16 protein-coding genes are annotated in these 17,354 nt (G+C 63.6%); 12 read left to right on the top strand and 4 right to left on the bottom strand.

Features of this window, described 5'->3' with window-relative positions; translation table 11 throughout:
- Positions 1-178 (bottom strand): DUF4158 domain-containing protein (locus WKW79_RS33045; protein WP_340339472.1); only part of this gene is annotated, 178 nt, incomplete at its 3' end.
- Between the two features lie 436 nt (positions 179-614).
- Between WKW79_RS33045 and WKW79_RS33040 the strand changes: the two genes are divergently transcribed.
- Entirely contained in the window at positions 615-1,436 is an 822-nt protein-coding gene (locus tag WKW79_RS33040) for a transglutaminase-like domain-containing protein (protein WP_340339469.1), read from the top strand.
- A gap of 300 nt (positions 1,437-1,736) precedes the next feature.
- Here the strand turns inward: WKW79_RS33040 and WKW79_RS33035 are convergent, their stop codons facing one another.
- On the bottom strand, positions 1,737-1,976 hold the full coding sequence (locus WKW79_RS33035) for a hypothetical protein (protein ID WP_340339468.1): 240 nt from the start codon (positions 1,974-1,976) through the stop codon (positions 1,737-1,739).
- A 904-nt stretch (positions 1,977-2,880) separates the two neighbouring features.
- Between WKW79_RS33035 and WKW79_RS33030 the strand changes: the two genes are divergently transcribed.
- From WKW79_RS33030 to WKW79_RS33010, 5 genes are all read left to right on the top strand, one after another.
- Positions 2,881-3,225: a hypothetical protein gene (locus tag WKW79_RS33030; protein ID WP_340339467.1), complete on the top strand. Its 345-nt coding sequence runs from the start codon at positions 2,881-2,883 to the stop codon at positions 3,223-3,225.
- A gap of 92 nt (positions 3,226-3,317) precedes the next feature.
- Positions 3,318-3,689 carry a response regulator transcription factor gene (locus tag WKW79_RS33025; protein ID WP_340339466.1) on the top strand — a complete coding sequence of 124 codons (372 nt, stop codon included), beginning with the start codon at positions 3,318-3,320 and terminating at the stop codon, positions 3,687-3,689.
- A 202-nt stretch (positions 3,690-3,891) separates the two neighbouring features.
- Positions 3,892-4,344 (top strand): Hsp20/alpha crystallin family protein, encoded by a 453-nt coding sequence (locus WKW79_RS33020; RefSeq protein WP_340339471.1) that lies wholly within the window; start codon positions 3,892-3,894, stop codon positions 4,342-4,344.
- A 16-nt stretch (positions 4,345-4,360) separates the two neighbouring features.
- Complete coding sequence (locus WKW79_RS33015) at positions 4,361-4,768, top strand: Hsp20/alpha crystallin family protein (RefSeq protein ID WP_340339465.1); 408 nt, start codon at positions 4,361-4,363, stop codon at positions 4,766-4,768.
- Positions 4,769-4,850: 82 nt separating this feature from the next.
- A complete protein-coding gene (locus WKW79_RS33010) occupies positions 4,851-5,162 on the top strand; it encodes a hypothetical protein (RefSeq protein WP_340339464.1) in 312 nt (103 codons plus the stop codon).
- Between the two features lie 348 nt (positions 5,163-5,510).
- Here WKW79_RS33010 and WKW79_RS33005 read toward each other — a convergent pair whose 3' ends face one another.
- Both WKW79_RS33005 and WKW79_RS33000 read right to left on the bottom strand, forming a co-directional pair.
- Positions 5,511-5,753: a hypothetical protein gene (locus tag WKW79_RS33005; protein WP_340339463.1), complete on the bottom strand. Its 243-nt coding sequence runs from the start codon at positions 5,751-5,753 to the stop codon at positions 5,511-5,513.
- Entirely contained in the window at positions 5,746-6,645 is a 900-nt protein-coding gene (locus WKW79_RS33000; RefSeq protein ID WP_340339462.1) for a Crp/Fnr family transcriptional regulator, read from the bottom strand. Before WKW79_RS33000 ends, WKW79_RS33005 begins: the two co-directional genes overlap by 8 nt.
- Positions 6,646-6,678: 33 nt before the next feature.
- Between WKW79_RS33000 and WKW79_RS32995 the strand changes: the two genes are divergently transcribed.
- The 6 genes from WKW79_RS32995 (at position 6,679) to WKW79_RS32970 (ending at position 17,286) form a co-directional block, all read left to right on the top strand.
- On the top strand, positions 6,679-9,102 hold the full coding sequence (locus WKW79_RS32995; RefSeq protein ID WP_340339461.1) for a catalase: 2,424 nt from the start codon (positions 6,679-6,681) through the stop codon (positions 9,100-9,102).
- A gap of 20 nt (positions 9,103-9,122) precedes the next feature.
- The gene (locus WKW79_RS32990) at positions 9,123-9,377 is read left to right on the top strand and encodes a DUF2934 domain-containing protein (protein ID WP_340339460.1); all 255 of its coding nucleotides are present in this window, start codon (positions 9,123-9,125) and stop codon (positions 9,375-9,377) included.
- Between the two features lie 78 nt (positions 9,378-9,455).
- Entirely contained in the window at positions 9,456-10,154 is a 699-nt protein-coding gene (locus tag WKW79_RS32985) for a glycosyltransferase family 2 protein (protein WP_340339459.1), read from the top strand.
- Positions 10,155-11,152: 998 nt separating this feature from the next.
- A complete protein-coding gene (gene mscL, locus WKW79_RS32980) occupies positions 11,153-11,587 on the top strand; it encodes a large conductance mechanosensitive channel protein MscL (protein WP_340339458.1) in 435 nt (144 codons plus the stop codon).
- Positions 11,588-12,008: 421 nt separating this feature from the next.
- Positions 12,009-12,374: a response regulator transcription factor gene (locus WKW79_RS32975; protein ID WP_340339457.1), complete on the top strand. Its 366-nt coding sequence runs from the start codon at positions 12,009-12,011 to the stop codon at positions 12,372-12,374.
- Between the two features lie 688 nt (positions 12,375-13,062).
- Positions 13,063-17,286: a CheR family methyltransferase gene (locus tag WKW79_RS32970; RefSeq protein WP_340339456.1), complete on the top strand. Its 4,224-nt coding sequence runs from the start codon at positions 13,063-13,065 to the stop codon at positions 17,284-17,286.
- Positions 17,287-17,354: the final 68 nt, after the last annotated feature.

Here is a 17,354-nt window from a genome sequence, read left to right as displayed (position 1 = left end):
CGCTCATCCGCGCGAAGCCGATGTGCAACGCCAAGCCCAGCTTCAGGCTGTCGTTGCGGCGTCGCGCAAGCAACTCGTGCTCGGCGCGACTGAAGCTGAAAAACGCCTGCAACTCGAACTCGCTGAGTTCGCCCGGGATGTCGCGCAGGCCCAAGAACGACGTCTGCCAGCCTTGCATGGCCGCGCTCCTTGACGATTTGAGGGCCGGTCACGATACGCCGCAACGAAGTGAACAGCAATGCTCGCAAAATCAACGACTTACCGCGCGCACGCCGCGTCGTTGCAAGGGATCTGATGCGTCACTTTCGACACCGAAAACAAAACGACCCCGATCAGCATCTTCATCGTTGCCACCACTGCCGCGGCAAGCGGCAGCCCGGGTCGCATGGCGTCTAGCGCGAGGCTGCCGTCTCGCAGGTTGCGCTTGTGACTCACCAGCGGTCGATGGCGTGGACAAAGGCGGTGTCCGCGTCCGCGCCTGCGTGCTCCTGACTTCGGCAGGGCACTCGACTTGAAACTCGTGATCAATAGGTGCAGTTCCAGTCAGCTTTGGCCTACGCGACGAAGCGCTGCGGCCGCTGACGCCACCATGGCCCGGCCGATAAAGTTGACACATGCTCATCAAGATCGGCTACGACATAGAACTTGAGGTCAGCGCGCCCACGTCGCTGATCTACCTGCTCCAAGTCCATCCTTCACGCGAGCGCGATGTCCAGGGCGGAATGGAAAACATCACGCTGAGTCCGCCGCTGCTGACCGACTTCTACACGGACGATTTCGACAACCATTGCGCTCGTGTCCACGTGGATGCTGGCGTTTCGTCCGTGCGAATTCGAAATGAGAGCGTGGTGTACGACGACGGCAACCCGGACCCACAGGACTTCGGCGCCTTTCAGTACGCTCCAGCCGATCTGCCCGTGGAAGCGCTGCGCTTTCTGCTGCCCAGCCGCTATTGCGAGGTCGACGGCGAGTTGCTGCAAGTTGCATGGAACATGTTCGGCAACACACCGTTGGGCTGGTCGCGCGTGCAGGCCATCTGCGATTTCGTACACTCGCAGCTGACCTTTGACTACGGGCGCGCGCGCCCCACGCGCAGTGCCCTGGAGGCGTTTCGGGAGCGTACCGGTGTTTGCCGGGACTTCACGCACTTGGCAATCACGCTCTGCCGATGCATGAACATCCCAGCGCGCTACGTTACCGGCTATCTGGGCGACATCGGCATCGCGCCGGTGCCCTATCCAATGGATTTCAGCGCCTGGTTCGAGGTGTACCTGGGCGACCGATGGCATACGTTCGATGCGCGCCACAACGTGCCACGCATCGGTCGAGTCGCTATTGCGCGCGGGCGCGACGCGGCCGACGTGCCGATCACCATGGTGTTCGGCCCCAACAGGCTTTCGCATTTCAAAGTAGTCACCGAGGAAATCACCGGCTGACACGGCATCGCGCGTGTTCACGTCGGCGGTACAGCCTACAAGTAAGGGCAGTCGCTCTCGATCTGGCGACTTGGGAAGTCACCGGCCCTCGTCGGGTTCGCAACACAGCCGGCGACGCGACCTTTGGCGGTCTGCAATGTCGCGATCTCTTTGACGAGATCGCCAACAAGGCGCAAGCTGCCAGTGCACGCGCCGCCGCCTGGGCTTCAATAGCGCAGGTCGTACATGATCAAAAGCGCGAAGCCGAGTGCCACTACCAGGATGACAATCACAAAGAGCTTGAGGCCCTTGTCGGGGTCGTCATAGTTCATGGGCTAGCCCTATCGTCGTTGGAGCGCAAACCGGTACACAGGGTTGGTCGTTTGCAGCCTGCCCCATCGACGCGGCCACATGTTCGCGCAACCGCATATTCAGGGCCAAGAGCGACTGCTGCTGTTGCTCAGACGCGCCGCCCACCACGATGTCTCGCCAGGAGCCGTCCGGCTTGTAGAGGCGAAATGCGATGCAGTGGGGCTCGCCGCGCATGGCGTGGGCGATCATTTCCTGAATTCCTTCGTACATCGCGTTTCATTCCGAGATGGTAGCTCCCGTCTTTTGCTTCTGAAGACATTCGCGCTCACATCGCCGCCTTCATGCACCCACTCATTCAAAACCTTCGCGATTCGAAAGCGCGCGCACTAGATTCGCTGTATTGCATCGACTCGCAATCATCGCAACGTCGAAAGACATTCAGTCGCAAGGCAAATTGTGGCGCAATGGCCCTTCCTTGAAATCACGCGCGCCGGGGCACCGACTCGACTGGCAACGCAAACCGTAGCCAGTCGGTATCGCCGATCTGCTTGCCGACCTTCATGCCGGCCTCGAGCACCCGGTGACACGCTGCTCGAGTTCATCGCCCCGACATTCGCTCGGGGCCGATTTTGATCCACAGGCGAACTGCTCGTGCTTCCGGAAAATGCACAGGGCCGGTGCTATCGTCGCCGTCGATACCCCTGCAGCGCTGGACCGTCCATGACGCAAGCGCCGAATCTCAGTGGAGTTCGGCTCGACGTAGTTGCGCAACCGTATCGAAGAGAGGTGCACAGCGTTGCACCCGACGCACGGCATCCCGCGCAATCAGGTAGGCCCGCGCTTGGCCGTCGGACATGCCGAGAGACACACTGCGCCGCCGCGTCGCCTCTCGGGGGGCTTGGCCACTTCCCGCAGAGGGAGTGACAGGATGAGAATTCATGATCAAGCTCCTTTCTTTGGTTGGTTGAGCCGCTGCTTTCTGCAGGCGAATCGAAATGTAGTTTCGTCGCGCTCAAATTTCAAGGGGTCCGGAGACCGAATTGAAGGGGGGGTGTTTCAGTGAGGTGCCAGCGCCGAGCCCCCTGCGTCGTCGCTGGGACGGTGTCACTACACAAGGCCGATCCAGATCCGCGGGCTTTGCATTTTCCGCAAAATGCCCGCAGCCAATAATGCGGATTCTGAAACGATGAAGGACGGGATCATGAACAGGGAAATCGAGAGCCGCCAGTTATCACAACCCGCCGACTTGACCGATGTACTGGATGCCAACAAGGAGGCCACCGAAGAGGTGAAGCAGGTCGCGGACCAACTTGCGGTAGTTCATGCGGTGCTGGAACTAGGCGTGCCAGCTGGCGCGGCAGAGGACGTCGGCTTGGCCACAGAGCAAACTGCGCAGCTTGGAAAGCAGCTGGAAGAGGCTTCCGACAAGCTCGACAAGGTGAACGAGCAACTGGCGACGGAGGTCAATGCTCGCAAGTCCGCCGCTGATGATGCGTAGAAAGCTGACACGCGTTGCTCCCTCTGACTCACAGGTTCGACGCAGATCGGCGTTGAGCCTCAGGCTTCCCTCCATCCGCACCGACGACGAGCATGCCGCTTCTGATTTTCCTCGTCGAAGACAACGCCACCATTCGCGACAATTTGTTGCCGGCACTGGCCGACCTTGCCGGTGCGGAGGTGATCGCCTACGCGGAGACCGAAGTGGCCGCCGCGGAATGGCTCGATGCATACGGCGGCGCGTTGGATCTGGTGGTCATCGACCTGCTGCTGAAGAACGGCTCCGGTTTCGGCGTGCTCAGGCACTTCAAAGCCAGGCGCCCGGACGCGGCGCTCGTGATCTTGTCCAACTACGCAACTCCGATCATGCGCGAGCGCGCGGCATCCTTGGGCGCGACGGCCGTCTTTGACAAGTCGACCGAACTCGAGGCGTTCTTTGAGTTTTGCGCGGGATTGAACCGTTGAAGTCGTCGCCGAGCGACGGATGGAGTGCCGCGCGCAGACCAGCTCACCTCGTGTGAAGCCCGGTGCGCCATGCCTCCGCTGTGTGTTTCTGAATCCTGCCTGGACCCTCTTGAAAAGCGTTCGGGCCGCCTCTAGCTTGCAAGTCGGAAGCGCTGGAAGGACGCCTCCGGCGCTCTGTTCAACCTGAATGGAGGTACTCGCTATGTATCGATCACTTTTTCCGCGCGACATCTTTGCCGAGGTGGACCGCCTGCAACGCGAGATGCAGCAGGCCATGGACCTCTCTCCCAGCATCCGCGGGTTCGGCCGCGGTGGCTTTCCTGCATTGAACGTGGGAGGCACCGAGAAAGCGGTGCAGATCTACGCCTTTGCACCGGGCGTGGACCCACAAAGTCTCGAAATCGATCTGGACCGCGGCGTGTTGACGATCGCGGGAAAGCGCCCCGCCAGCGTAGACGACGAGCGGAAGGGCGCTGATGGCAAGCAGGCCACGGTGCACATCAACGAACGCTTTTCCGGCGATTTTCGCCGCGTCCTGTCTTTGCCGGAAGACGCGGATCCGGAAGCCATCGATGCGACCTACCGCGACGGTGTCGTGCGCATCACGGTGCAAAGGCGTGCCACGTCCCGGCCGCGCCGTATCGCGATTCAATGACGAGAGGAGATCGAAAATGAATCAACTTCGTGAACAAGCTGGCCGACGGTCGTCCTCTGAGGGACGACCGCAGGATGCATCCCGCTACAGCGATGCGGCGTTGATGCCCCCGGTTGATGTGGTTGAGGACGCCAACGGCATCACGCTGTACGCGGACCTGCCCGGCGTTTCCCGGGAAAACCTGCACGTGCAGGTGGAAGCCGCGACCCTCACGATCAACGCAGAAGTGGATCTGGGATTGCCGGAGGACCTGCAGGCGAGTCATACCGAGGTCGGGCTGGGGCGCTTTCATCGAACCTTCACGCTCAGCCAGGAACTGGATCCGGAGAGGATCGCGGCGGACCTCTCCAACGGCGTCCTGAAACTGAGCATTCCAAAGGCCGAGCATGCGAAGCCGCGTCGCATCGCAGTGACTGCAGTCTGATAGCGGCCGAGAAGGGCAGGGCGGCGCTAGCCGCCTTGCAGGTCCCGTGGAATCTTGATGATCATCAGGAGGTGTATTGCTCATGGCCATGGATCTGCTGAGGCGTATTGCGGCCTCCCCATTGCCGGCTTCGTTCAGTTCGCCAGACGACATCGACAAGCTGAGGGTCCTGCATGCAGCCGGCCTGCTTCTCGCGGTATTCGTCGCAGATGCCGCTTCATCCCGGTCGACAGAGACGCATCGGGCGATGGTCACCGCCATCACCGAGAAAGGACTGCAGGAACTCCGCGCAATTGGCGAACCCGATTCCCAATTGCGAGGGGTCCGATCGACGGGACATTTGGTCAGCCGACTTCGCGAGCTCGTGGAACGCGCCCGAGGGGTGTCGAAGTGAGGGCGCGTCGCCCATCAATCGCCGACCAATGCACGAACCCTGAAACAGCGGGCTGCCCAGCTATGTCCAGTGGACGAATGAGGTGGACTTTCGCATCCAGTCTTGATGCAGGTCCTCGATCTCCGCAAGCAACTGGTGCATCTGATCACATCGACGGTCTTGCCCACCATGGCGTCGTCCATCATCACCTTGTGAGTTTCGATTGCACCTGCCCACAGCAGGTAGGCTTCCTCAAACTGATCTCTCGAACCTTCTGTCATTCCTGTCCTCAACCGATTGGCATCTTCCGAAGTCTTATTTCTACTCGAGCAAGTGCCGTCACTGTACGACCTGACCGGCAGCGGCCCGTCACTCCTGTGGCCAGCCACTTGCAAATTCGTCTCCTGGGGCATCGCGAGCAACCTCATCTGATGCCGGGTGCTCTCGGGCCTGTCTTGCCGCCTCTTGCAGGCTGTCGGCGGTCTTGGCTGCAGCATCCGCTGTCATCGTGACAGCGATCCCGTTCGGTCCGTCGAGGATGACCACGCCGTTCTCCGCGGTGGCACGACCGGCGTCCTCACGAGGCTTGAGGGCGGCACTTCGATCAGTCATGGGGATCTCCAACTTGTGCAGTGGCGCGCGCCGCAATCTGCGGGTTCAGGTAAAGATACTCGGGATCGAACAGGGCCTTTGCGATCAAGCCTTTCAGGTCCGTGATGTGCACGCGAGACGACCTGACCTGGCAGAGGCCAAGTTCACGCAGTTCGCGAAGGACGCGGTTCACGTGGACATTCGTGAGGCTGCAGACCTCTCCGATGTCGGCCTGTGTCATCGGCAGCGCAAAAGTGTTGCCGTCCGAAGCATCGATCGCCAGCAAACGTGCATTCGTTTCGCACAGGAAGTGAGCCACTCGCTGGACGGCGTTGAGGCTCGCAAGTCGATAGATCCACTGCCGGTGCAGCGCCGCGTCGAGCAAGGTCAGGAACCACAGACGCCTTGTCAGGTGGTTGTCGACCTGCTGCAGTCGTTCCAGCGACGCATGCTTGAAGATCGCGACGGTCACGTCGGTCAACGCGGCGACATCATGGTCCAGCTTCTTCAGCGCATAGGCGTGCAGGTCGACGAAGTCTCCCGGGATGTGGACGGCCACGAGGTGACGCTTGCCGTCGGCCGCGTCGACGTGGCGCGTCATGAGTCCCTCGACCAGCAAGGTACTGATGTCGACCGGCACGCCCTGGCGCACCACGACGTGGCCAGCAGGGAATGTCTGCGTGTGCGAGATCGCACCTTCCAGCGCGCTACGCTCGTCATCCGAGAGGTCGGTTTGGCGGTTGCTCAGAAGGTTCTGGGTCAGCATGGAGAAGGCCTCGGACTGGGGATGGTGCGCCATGTTGCACCGCGCCGCATTAACGTGGATCAACTTGAGACCTGAATTTGCATGCACGGGACAAGAAGGGTTTCGTCCTACTTTTCTGACAGGCGACCCGTCCATACCCTCGCGCACGGCGCCACTGCCGCAACCCCACGAGGACACTCCATGCCCAAGAGCAACAAGGCGAAGCCGACGCCAGCCGATGACACAGCTTCCGGGGCCGCCGCCCGCAACACCGACAGCGCACCCGCGACGCTGGCTCCGGGTTCTGCGCCCGATGCGGCATTGCTCAAGGCCGTGCAGACCGGCGATCTGGCAAGCGCCATGCCGTTCAATGCGAACAAGCCGCTGGAATTCGGATTCGACAATGCGCTGAACCCGCAGCCGGGCGCTGCGGTCGATCCGCCTTCGCAACTCCCTACCGGCAGCACGCTGTCGGAAGAGATCACCTCCGACAAGGTCGGTGGCGCCGCCATCCAGGGCCTCAACGCCACCATCGAACCGCTCGACAGGGTCCGCGTCGATTCGGCCGGTCGGGTGCTCACCACCAACCAGGGCGTCAAGGTGGCGGACAACCAGCACTCGCTCAAGGCGGGACTGCGCGGCCCCGTGCTGATGGAAGACTTCATCCTGCGCGAGAAGGTCACCAGCTTCGACCATGAACGGATTCCAGAGCGCGTGGTGCATGCGCGCGGATCAGGAGCCCACGGCTTCTTCGAGGCCTATGAACCGCTGACCGAGTTCACGAAGGCAGCGCCCTTCCAGCAGGCCGGCAAGGTCACCCCGGTGTTCGTCCGCTTCTCGACCGTGGCCGGCGAACGGGGTTCGAAGGACACCGCACGTGACGTGCGTGGGTTCGCCGTGAAGTTCTACACCGACGAAGGCAACTGGGATCTGGTCGGCAACAACATGCCGGTCTTCTTCATCCAGGACGCGATCAAGTTTCCAGACCTGGTGCATGCCGTCAAGCCCGAGCAGCATCACGCGATGCCCCAGGCCGCGAGTGCGCACGACACCTTCTGGGACTTCGTCTCGCTCATGCCTGAGTCCACGCACATGCTGATGTGGCAGATGTCGGACCGGGCCATTCCGCGCAGCTACCGCATGATGCAGGGCTTCGGCGTGCACACCTTCCGGCTTGTCAACGAACAAGGCGACTCGGTGTTCTGCAAGTTCCACTGGACGCCGGTGCTCGGCACCCATTCCCTCGTGTGGGACGAGGCGGTGAAGATCTCGGGGGCGGACCCCGACTTCCACCGTCGCGATCTCTGGGAAGCGATCGAGAGCGGCGAGTTTCCCGAATGGGAACTGGGCCTGCAGATCTTCACCGAGGAGCAGGCCGCCGGCTTCAGCTTCGACGTCCTCGATGCGACCAAGCTTGTCCCCGAGGAACTGGTCCCGATCAAGCCCGTCGGCCGGATGGTGCTGAACCGCAACCCGGACAACTTCTTCGCGGAAACCGAACAGGTGGCCTTCTGCACGGCCCACATCATCCCAGGACTCGACTTCACCAACGATCCGCTGCTGGCAGGTCGCAACCACTCGTACGTCGATACGCAAATCACGCGGCTGGGCGGTCCCAACTTCCATGAGATTCCGATCAACGCGCCGGTGGCGCAGGTGCATAACAACCAGCGTGACGGCTTGCACCGGCAGGCGGTCCATCGCGGACGCGTGGCGTACGAGCCGAACTCGCTGGCCGGGGGCTGCCCCTTCCAGGCCGGTGCCGTCCAGGGCTTCATGAGCCTGGCCAAGCGGCAGGACGCGGACGAGCGCAGCGACAAGGTGCGGGGTGCGCCCGAGAAGTTCGCGGACCACTACACGCAGGCAACCTTGTTCTTCGAAAGCCAGACGCCCGTCGAGCAGGCCCACATCGCGGCTGCTTTCCGGTTCGAGCTGTCGAAGCTGACGGTCCCTGCCATCCGTGAGCGGGTGCTGTCGAGCCTGGTGAACGCATCCCCCGCACTTGCGGCAAAGGTTGCAGCCGGACTTGGCATGGATGTGCCTGCGCCGATGCCGAGGGCCCTGGAGGCGCCACAGACGCCCGAAGTGGCGGTTTCACCTGCCTTGTCGTTGAAGGCACGCCCCGGCGATGGCTCGGTCAGGACCCGCAAGGTCGCCATCCTCGTGGCCAACGGCGTTCATGGCGAGTCGCTCTCTGCCGTGCAGGAGGCGCTGCTTGCGCAGGGCGCTGTGGGGCGGCTGGTAGGACCGCGCATCGGAGCGTTCACGACCTCGTCGGGCGACGCGATCCAGGCGGACGCCTCGATGGAGAACGAGCCGGGCTTTCTCTTCGATGGCCTCGTGCTGCCCGATGGGGAGGCGTCCGTGGAGGCGCTGGCCTCCTATGGTCACACCGGCGAGTTCATCAAGGACCAGTACCGGCACGGCAAGACCATCCTTGCCTTCGGTGCGTCGCAGGCGTTGCTGGCCGAGGCAAAAGTCCAGGAGCTGCTGCCTACCGGAGAGAGGGACCCCGGCATCGTTCTGGCGGATGCATCGGACGGTGAACAGGCCGCCCAGCGCTTCATCCAGGCGCTTGCGCTCCACCGCCATCCGGAGCGCGAAACCGATCCTCCCGCAGTTTGATCCCAACCAGAGGCCACATCATGACCAAAGGCAACAACGTCCAGCCCGTATCACGCAACAAAGCCGACGCCATCGACGAAGAGGCAGATCGGCGTTCCGACCAAGACGCAGCAAGCGAATCCGAGGGTGCGCGAGCCTCACGCGAGGACCGCATACGACTTGCCGCCTATGCGGCCGCCGAACGCCGTGGCTTTGCGCCGGGATTCGAGACCGACGACTGGCTGGAGGCCGAGCAGCAGGTCGATGCGCAAGACCCCGAAAACCCTTCCCCCTGAGCAGGCGCATCTGACGTGGAGTGGCAAGGTGTGATCCTGGTCTGCGCCCGCAAGCGCGCCGATCGCTGAAGCGCGCTTGTGATCGGCATCGTCATTCCCGTGCACAACGAGGCACGGCTTCTTCAGGCCTGCCTCGATGCGGCGATGGCCGCGGCGCGCCATCCGGGCTTGAACGGTGAAGAGGTCGCGATCGTCGTCGTGCTGGACGACTGCACGGACGGCTCAGCCGACATCGTGGCTGGCTACCCGGTGGAGAGCCTCGCAATGACAGCGCGCAACGTCGGCCTCGTGCGCGCTGCGGGTGCGGAACGACTGCTCGCGCGGGGTGCCCGGTGGCTTGCGTTCACGGACGCGGACAGTCGCGTTTCCGCCGACTGGCTCGCGCAACAGTTGCGCCAATGCGCGGATGTGGTGTGCGGCACCGTGGCTGTCGAAGACTGGTCGGATCATCGTCACCATGCGACGCAGCTTGAAGATCACTTCAAGCGGACCTACAGCGACGCGGACGGGCACCGTCATGTCCATGGTGCGAATCTCGGCCTGAGCGCCGGGGCCTATCGGTCAGTGGGTGGCTTCTTGCCGTTGGCATCGAGCGAGGACGTTGCGCTGGTCGAGGCGCTGCAGGCAGCCGGCGCAACCATTGCATGGAGCGCTGCGCCGCGCGTCATTACCAGCGCGCGAAGGGTGGCGCGCGCACCGGCAGGCTTTGCGGCGGCTCTTTGTCATGCCGTGGATGCCCTGTTGTTGTCGGCGTCAGCATTGGAGCAGGGAGGATAGCCTCCGAAGCGAAAGGCAAACCTTGAGAAGAGGGCCCGTCCGCAGCATTAGTCGGCTTGCTTGGAGCCCACTTACACCGCGGCCGTTGCCGTGGTGCATGGGCTCGTTACCTGAGTGAACTGGCGCTCGCTGGGCCGGCGGAAAGACTACGGCGGTGTCTTGCTGCCAGCCGAGCACCACCGCATCGCCCTCGCCTGTCGCCGGGGGCTCTCAGCATCTCCAGCCCAATCGAGCGGTGGGGCAGGCTCTGTAGCGAGGCGCGGCCGGAGGGTGCGCTGGGCTCGAAAACTCCAGGCATTGCTCTTATCAAATTTCGGCCGGTGCGGAAGACCACGTTCATTTCCGGCGCCCCGCAATTCTTCGCCGTCCGGAAACTCCAAGAGCTGCGGCACGTCCCGCGAGGTGTTGCTCAATCGCATCGTTAAGACAAATGCGGAGCGCAGTTCGGCTGAAAAGCTCTCTGCGTAAGGATGCGATGCTATAAAATAGATAGCGCGCCGGTACTGAGTCGCGGCGCAGGGGAACATCATGCTCATCTTCGTGAAGAGTGCCCCACGGGCGGTTCGAAGGGACATCGTCGGCGCATGCCTGCGAGCTTGCGTTTGGGCGCGCGTCGAGGGTCGACCGTTCTGCCTCGTGAGATCGTGACGTTCGCGGCTCGTCACATTTCCTATCGGCAGCGTGTCAAAAAAAGAGAGCCATTGATGGGCGGTCCACTGCTGATGGCTCTGGAGACCCGCCGACCGAGGGAGAACGATCGACGTGCTTGCAACTTCGCAGGTTAGAGCGCGACGAGCGGCAGCCGTTCCCTCGTATCGAATCACGCGCTCGTCCTCCCGACGGTTGCCCGTGGCGACGTTGCCATGCGAACATGTGCTTCCGTTGGCCGGTGCCAAAACGGTGACTGCGATGGACCGTTTCGCCGGCTGTGAGTCAAACCCTCCCGAGTGCGTCGGCACGGCACGCGCCGGTCGCGGGAGTCCGATGCGATCCAACCCATGAGCTTCATTACTGAATTCCGTGCGTTCGCGGTCAAGGGCAACGTGGTCGACCTTGCGGTCGGTGTGATCATTGGTGCTGGCTTCGGCAAAATCGTCGACTCGCTTGTGGCCGACATCATCATGCCGGTGGTCGGCCTGGTGTTCGGCAAGCTCGACTTCTCCAACCTTTACTTGGTGATGCGCACGCCACCCCCCGGCATTGCCAACAACCTGGCCGATCTGAGGAAGGCAGGAGTGCCGGTGCTGGCTTATGGCAGCTTCATCACCGTCGCGGTCAATTTCGTGATTCTGGCGTTTATCATCTTTCTGATGGTCAAGCAGATCAACAAGCTGCGCCACGCGCTTGAGCCGGTCGAAGCAGCGGCGGCGCCCGCGACGCCCGAGGACATCCTGTTGCTGCGCGAGATCCGCGACAGCCTGACGCACCGTTGAGATTTTTGCGTCGACGCGACTTGCGCGCGCCCATCTGGTCGGACTGCTCGCCGGAGCAGCAAGTCCGATGACCGCAATCGAGCGCGTGCAGCCTGTGGCCTCCTGCATTTTTCAAGCGCCTGGTCAAGCGAGAACTTGCCGCCTTTGCCGTGGCGGAAATTCGACGAACGAGCCTAGGATGGGCTGGACCAACCTCTTGCACGGGCTTCAGATTCCATCCTTGGTCAGGAGTCGAGGAGGCTGAAGAGGTCGATGCGAACCTTGAATGGCTTGTTCAAGGTGCTTACAAGAGGCCACGCGGACGGGGAATGCAAGCCGCTGCGGGCGCATTGCACACTGACTGAACCAAAGTGCAGTCCCATTCGTGATCGCACTGGCGTAGGGTTCGTGCGTGAGCAGTATCGGATCCTTCATCGCGGTAGTGGACGACGAGCTGCCCGTGCGCGTGATGCTCGGACGCCTGTTGCGGCTGGCCGAATACCGCGTTCGGGAATACGCGACCGGCGAGGAGTTCCTGGTCTCGCTGAGTGCCCACCTGCCGCTATGCGCCATCGTGGATCTGCACATGCCGGGCTTGTCCGGTTTCGAGGTGCAGTCGTGCATCCGAGCCGCGAACCTGCAGGTGCCGGTGGTGTTCATCACGGGGTCCGACGACGCCGCGCTCGAGCGCACCGCGCGCGAGGCCGGCGTAAGGAATCTGCTGCGCAAGCCGTTCTCGAGTGACGAACTGCTCGAGGCGATCGGAGGCGCGATCGGCTCGTTTGGCCGGACCAGGATGGGCGGCTAGCCAAGGGCGTATCCCACGTTCCAGCGGGTGGCGGCGAAAGAGACGGCCACCACCGCTGCCTGACGCGCATGAGCACCTCAAGCTGTGAGCATCCCGAACAAGTCTTCTGTCGCCCAGCGCAGTCGTTGCGCACAATAAGCGTTCGTTCCCAGAAATCGTGACTCGCATGTCCAGAGACGTAGAACTCATACGACGCGCCATCCAAGGTCGCGCTCTAACCATCGCTGAGATCGCCGCGGCAGTGGGCCTGAATGGTCGGACCGTGTACCGTCGCGTTGCCTTGCTCACAACTGACCGGCGCATTCACGTCGAGGCGTGGACCCCGTCCCGAGGAAGCGGTCCCCGCGCAAAGCTCTATCGATGGGGCACTGGCCGCGACGCTGTCATGACTCCAACCCCGCGAGTAAAGCTGGGGGATGAACTTGGCTCCGCCAGCGCGAAGACCACGGCGCATCGGGGCGCTGGACAGTCCGTCGCCGCCGTAAAGAGGGACGTGGGCCAGGTCCGGGCCGTACTGCCACGCCGCGCTGCACGGCGCCTGAGTTGAATACGGGGCTGGGCCCAGCCTGTGCTCACGACATTTGGCGAAATCGGCATCGACACGTCGCTCTTTGGCGCCCTGAGCAGGTGGCGGGCGGGGTGCCCGGCCTCTTCTGGTTTCGCATTTCGCGCCTCGTCCGGGAGGTCGTTGCGCAAACTGCCGTTCACAAGCCCTTCAGGCTGTAGTAACCGTGCCCGGGTATCGTGGATCGACCCGCGCATAATCCGGGCCGCACAGGAAAATCGTATGAGCCAAGAGGCAAGAAACGACGACGAGTGGGACGACGGGCCCGAGGCGAGGCGCTCCTCGCTCCAGTTCCCTGTTGTCGGCGTCGGCGCATCAGCGGGCGGCATGGCCGCGGCGCTGCAACTGTTCGAGCACCTGCCCGACGCCCCCGGCATGGCCTTCGTGGTCGTATTGCACCTGTCGCCCGAGCACGAGAGCCACGCCGCGACGATCCTGCAAAGGGCCACGGGCATGCCCGTCGTGCAGGTCACGCAGACCGAGGCCATCCAGGTCAATCACGTCTACGTCATCGCCCCGGCGCTACACCTGGCGATGGACGACGGCAAGCTGATCGTCGAGACGCAGGATCACCCGCGCGGCCGGCCGGTCGCTATCGACCTGTTCTTCCGGACGCTGGCGCAGACGCACCAGGAACGCGCCATCGCGGTCATCCTCTCCGGCACGGGCAGTGACGGCGCGCTGGGCCTGGGCGAGGTCAAGGCCCAGGGCGGGGTGTCGATCGCGCAATTGCCCGCGGAGGCCGAATACTCGGGCATGCCCGTGGCCGCCATCGCCACGGGCCAGGTCGATTTCGTCCTCCCCGCTGCCGAGATCCCGGCCAAGCTGACCGCGCTGTGGGAGAACGCCCAGGCCATCGAATTGCCGGATTCCAGGAGCATCGGCCTGCGGACCAAGGAACCGCCGTCGGGGGAAGCCGCGCAGCGTGCGGAGGCCGCGCTGGATGACATCATCGCCATCCTAGCGAGCCGCACCGGCAACAACTTCCGGCACTACAAGCGAGGCACCGTGCTGCGCAGGCTGGAACGCAGGATGCAGGTGACGCGCCAGCAGAACATCGCGGGCTACCGCGACTACCTCGAGAGCCATCCGCAAGAAACCGCGCAACTGTTGCAGGACATGCTGATCAGCGTCACGAGCTTCTTCCGCGATCCTGAATCCTATGGTGCCCTGGAAGAGGAGGTTCACACGCTGCTCTTCCGTAGACTGGCGGCGGATTCGCAGTTGCGTGCCTGGGTGGTCGGATGCGCAACGGGGGAGGAAGCGTACTCCCTCGCGATGCTGCTCAACGAAGGTGCGCCGCAGGCGGCGTCACGGTCCGCCATCCAGATATTCGCCTCCGACATCGACGACCGCGCCCTGGCCGTGGCGAGGGCGGGCGTCTATCCGGAGGCCATTGCCGCCGACGTGTCCGCGCCGCGCCTCGGGCAGTTCTTCCACTACGAGGCTGGGGCGTACCGGATCAGGAAGGCTTTGCGGGAACAGGTCCTGTTCGCCCGGCACAACGTGTTGCGCGATCCGCCTTTCTCACGCCTGGACCTGATCGCATGCCGCAACCTGCTGATCTACCTGGAGCGCGACCTGCAGGCCGAGGTGCTGGAAATCTTCCACTTCGCGCTGAAGCCCGGCGGCTTGCTCTTCCTGGGCAGCGCCGAGTCCGCAGACCTGCTGAACGGCCGCTTCACCGCGGTGGACAAGAAGCACCGCATCTACCGGGCCAACGCCATCCGGCTCCCACGTGGCGATCTCCTGCCCCTGCGCCACGCTGACAAGGGCGGCACGGCCGAACAGAAGGGGCGGGTGGTGCCGACGCTCTCGCAGTTGCATCAGCGCCTGCTCGACGATGGCGATCGCGCCACGGTGGTGGTGGACGCGCATCAGAAGATCCTTCACACGAGTCCCGGTGCGTCGCGCTACCTGCGCCATGCATCGGGCGTTCCCACCCAGGATCTGCTCGCGGTCGTGCTGCCGGAACTGGCCTCCGCGCTGCGCCCGGCCATCCTCTACGCGGGGCGCTCCGGCCGGCGCGTGGCGGCCAAGCCGGTGGCCATCGACGGTGAGCAGGGCCGCATCGTCGTGCAGATGACGGTACGAGGTTCGGCTGGCGCCGACAACGGCGGCCACATGCTGGTCGCCTTCGACGAAGTCGACCTCATGCTGCAGCCGGACGCCGATGCGCAGGCACGCGCGGGCGAGCCGGAGCCCGCCTACACGGTGCTGGAGGAAGAGGTGCTTCGGCTGCAACGCGAACTGAAGGGCAGCATCGGTGAATCCGCCAGTTCGACCGAGGCGCTGCGCGCGTCCAATGAGGAACTGCAGTCGATGAACGAGGAGCTTCGTTCGGCGACCGAAGAGCTCGAGACCAGCAAGGAGGAACTCCAGTCGGTCAACGAGGAGCTGACGACGGTCAACTTCGAGCTCAAGAACAAGGTCGAGGAAACCGCCAGGATCAACGACGACCTGAGCAACCTGATCACCTCGATGAACATCGCCACCGTGTTCGTCGACCGGCAGATGCACATCAATGGCTTCACGCCCCTGACTGCATTGATCTTCAACATCCTCCCGGGCGACAAGGGACGGCCGCTGGGCGACATCACGCATCGCCTGGACTACGGGGAGAACTTCACGGAAGACCTCCTGCATGTGCTGGCGACGCTGCAGCCACTGGAGCGCGAAGTGGCGTCCGTCGATGGACGTTGGTACCTCATGCGCATCTCGGCCTATCGCACCAACGAGGATCGCATCGACGGCGCGGTGCTCAACTTCATCGACGTGACCGAGCGCCGCGCGGCGCAGGAGCAGCTGCGCGCACGCGACGAGCGGCTGCGCCTGGTTGCGGAAAGCACTCGGGATTTCGCCGTCATCACGCTGGACGAGGCCGGATGCGTCACGGGCTGGAACAAGGGCGCCGAGCTGATGTTCGGCTACACCGTCGATGAGATCCTGGGAGAGCATTTCCGCCGCCTCTTCGTGCCGGAGGACTGTACCGTCGGAATGCCCGAGCAGGAGCTGCACAGTGCCCGCGCGCATGGCCGCGCACTCGACGAGCGCTGGCACCTGCGCAAGGACGGCAGCCGCTTCTATTGCAGTGGCATCACCACCACGCTGGTCGAAGGCAATGCGCAGGGCTTTGCGAAGATCGCCCGCGACCTGACCGAGCGCCGGCTGCTGGAGCGCCAGCGCGAGGAGCTGCTCGAGGCCGAGAAACAGGTGCGCGTCCAGCTCGAGGCGGCGCATGCGCTACGCAACGAGTTCCTGGCCGTGATGTCGCACGAACTCAAGAACCCGCTGAACCTCATCTTGGTGAGCGCCGAGTTGATCGGCCGCTCGCCAGAGGTGCAGGATTCGCCGCGTCTGTCGCGGGCCGCCGACACAATCCGCCGGACGGTCCAAGCGCAGGCGCAGATCATCGATGACCTGCTCGACCTCTCGCGCCTTCAGACCGGAAAGCTGGCCCTGAACCGGTCGCCGGTGAAGTGGCGCCCGATCGTCGAACGGATCACGGATGCGCTGCGCAAGGACGCGGAGGCGAAGCAGTTGTCCCTGTCCGTGCAGGCCGAGGATCTGGCGGTGTTCGCGGACGTGGTGCGGGTCGAGCAGATCTTCTGGAACCTGGCGAGCAACGCGCTGAAGTTCACGCCGTCCGGCGGGACGATCGAGGTGCGGCTCGGCCGTGACGGTCCCTGGGCGCTGCTGGAGGTGCGGGACACCGGCCGCGGCATCGCGCCGGATTTTCTGGGGCAGGTGTTCGGCATGTTCGAGCAGGGCGACCACCAGCCCACCACGCGCAGCGAGCGAGGCCTGGGCATCGGCCTGGCACTGGTCAAGAGCCTGGCGGAATTGCACGGTGGCAGTGTCGAGGCCGACTCCGAAGGACCGGGCAAGGGCGCCACGTTCAGGGTGCGCCTTCCGCTGCTGGAGGGCACGCTGGACAGCAACGTGCCCGGCTTCCAACTGGTCTCGCACGGGGCCTTGGCCGATCAACGCATCCTCCTCGTGGATGACGACCCCCACACGCTCGAGACACTGGGTGAACTCCTGGCCCTGGAAGGCGCCATGGCCACGACCGCCGATAGCGGAGAAGCGGCGCTGGAGGCGGCGAGGCAAGGCGAGTTCGACCTCGTCATTTCGGACATCGCCATGCCCGGCATGGACGGCTTTGAACTCATCAAGCGGCTGCGCAACCTGCCGCGTGCCCGCCGATGGCCGGCGATTGCCCTCACCGGCTTCGGACGCGCAGAGGACGCGGCGAAGTCCAGGGCCGCGGGCTTCGACATGCACTTGAACAAACCTGTGTCGCTCGAAGCCTTGAACGAAGCCGTGGCAAGCATTGGGCGACGCTAGCGTTCCCCCGCATCTTCTGTCGGTTGTAAAGGAACAGCGGCATCTTTTGTCCAAGGCTGCGCCGAGGG

The sequence above is a fragment of the Variovorax robiniae genome (assembly GCF_037889955.1).
GTDB classification, from domain to species: Bacteria; Pseudomonadota; Gammaproteobacteria; order Burkholderiales; family Burkholderiaceae_C; genus Variovorax; species Variovorax robiniae.
This window is presented reverse-complemented; position numbering and strand designations above follow the sequence as displayed.

What these genes read in the sequence shown, in the direction of transcription:
- WKW79_RS33005 (WP_340339463.1), bottom strand. Translation starts at nt 5,753, where the DNA reads ATGACTGATCGAAGTGCCGCCCTCAAGCCTCGTGAGGACGCCGGTCGT.
- WKW79_RS33010 (WP_340339464.1), top strand. Translation starts at nt 4,851, where the DNA reads ATGGCCATGGATCTGCTGAGGCGTATTGCGGCCTCCCCATTGCCGGCT.
- WKW79_RS33015 (WP_340339465.1), top strand. Translation starts at nt 4,361, where the DNA reads ATGAATCAACTTCGTGAACAAGCTGGCCGACGGTCGTCCTCTGAGGGA.
- WKW79_RS33025 (WP_340339466.1), top strand. Translation starts at nt 3,318, where the DNA reads ATGCCGCTTCTGATTTTCCTCGTCGAAGACAACGCCACCATTCGCGAC.
- WKW79_RS33040 (WP_340339469.1), top strand. Translation starts at nt 615, where the DNA reads ATGCTCATCAAGATCGGCTACGACATAGAACTTGAGGTCAGCGCGCCC.
- WKW79_RS33020 (WP_340339471.1), top strand. Translation starts at nt 3,892, where the DNA reads ATGTATCGATCACTTTTTCCGCGCGACATCTTTGCCGAGGTGGACCGC.
- WKW79_RS32990 (WP_340339460.1), top strand. Translation starts at nt 9,123, where the DNA reads ATGACCAAAGGCAACAACGTCCAGCCCGTATCACGCAACAAAGCCGAC.
- WKW79_RS32995 (WP_340339461.1), top strand. Translation starts at nt 6,679, where the DNA reads ATGCCCAAGAGCAACAAGGCGAAGCCGACGCCAGCCGATGACACAGCT.
- WKW79_RS33035 (WP_340339468.1), bottom strand. Translation starts at nt 1,976, where the DNA reads ATGATCGCCCACGCCATGCGCGGCGAGCCCCACTGCATCGCATTTCGC.
- WKW79_RS33030 (WP_340339467.1), top strand. Translation starts at nt 2,881, where the DNA reads ATGCCCGCAGCCAATAATGCGGATTCTGAAACGATGAAGGACGGGATC.
- mscL (WP_340339458.1), top strand. Translation starts at nt 11,153, where the DNA reads ATGAGCTTCATTACTGAATTCCGTGCGTTCGCGGTCAAGGGCAACGTG.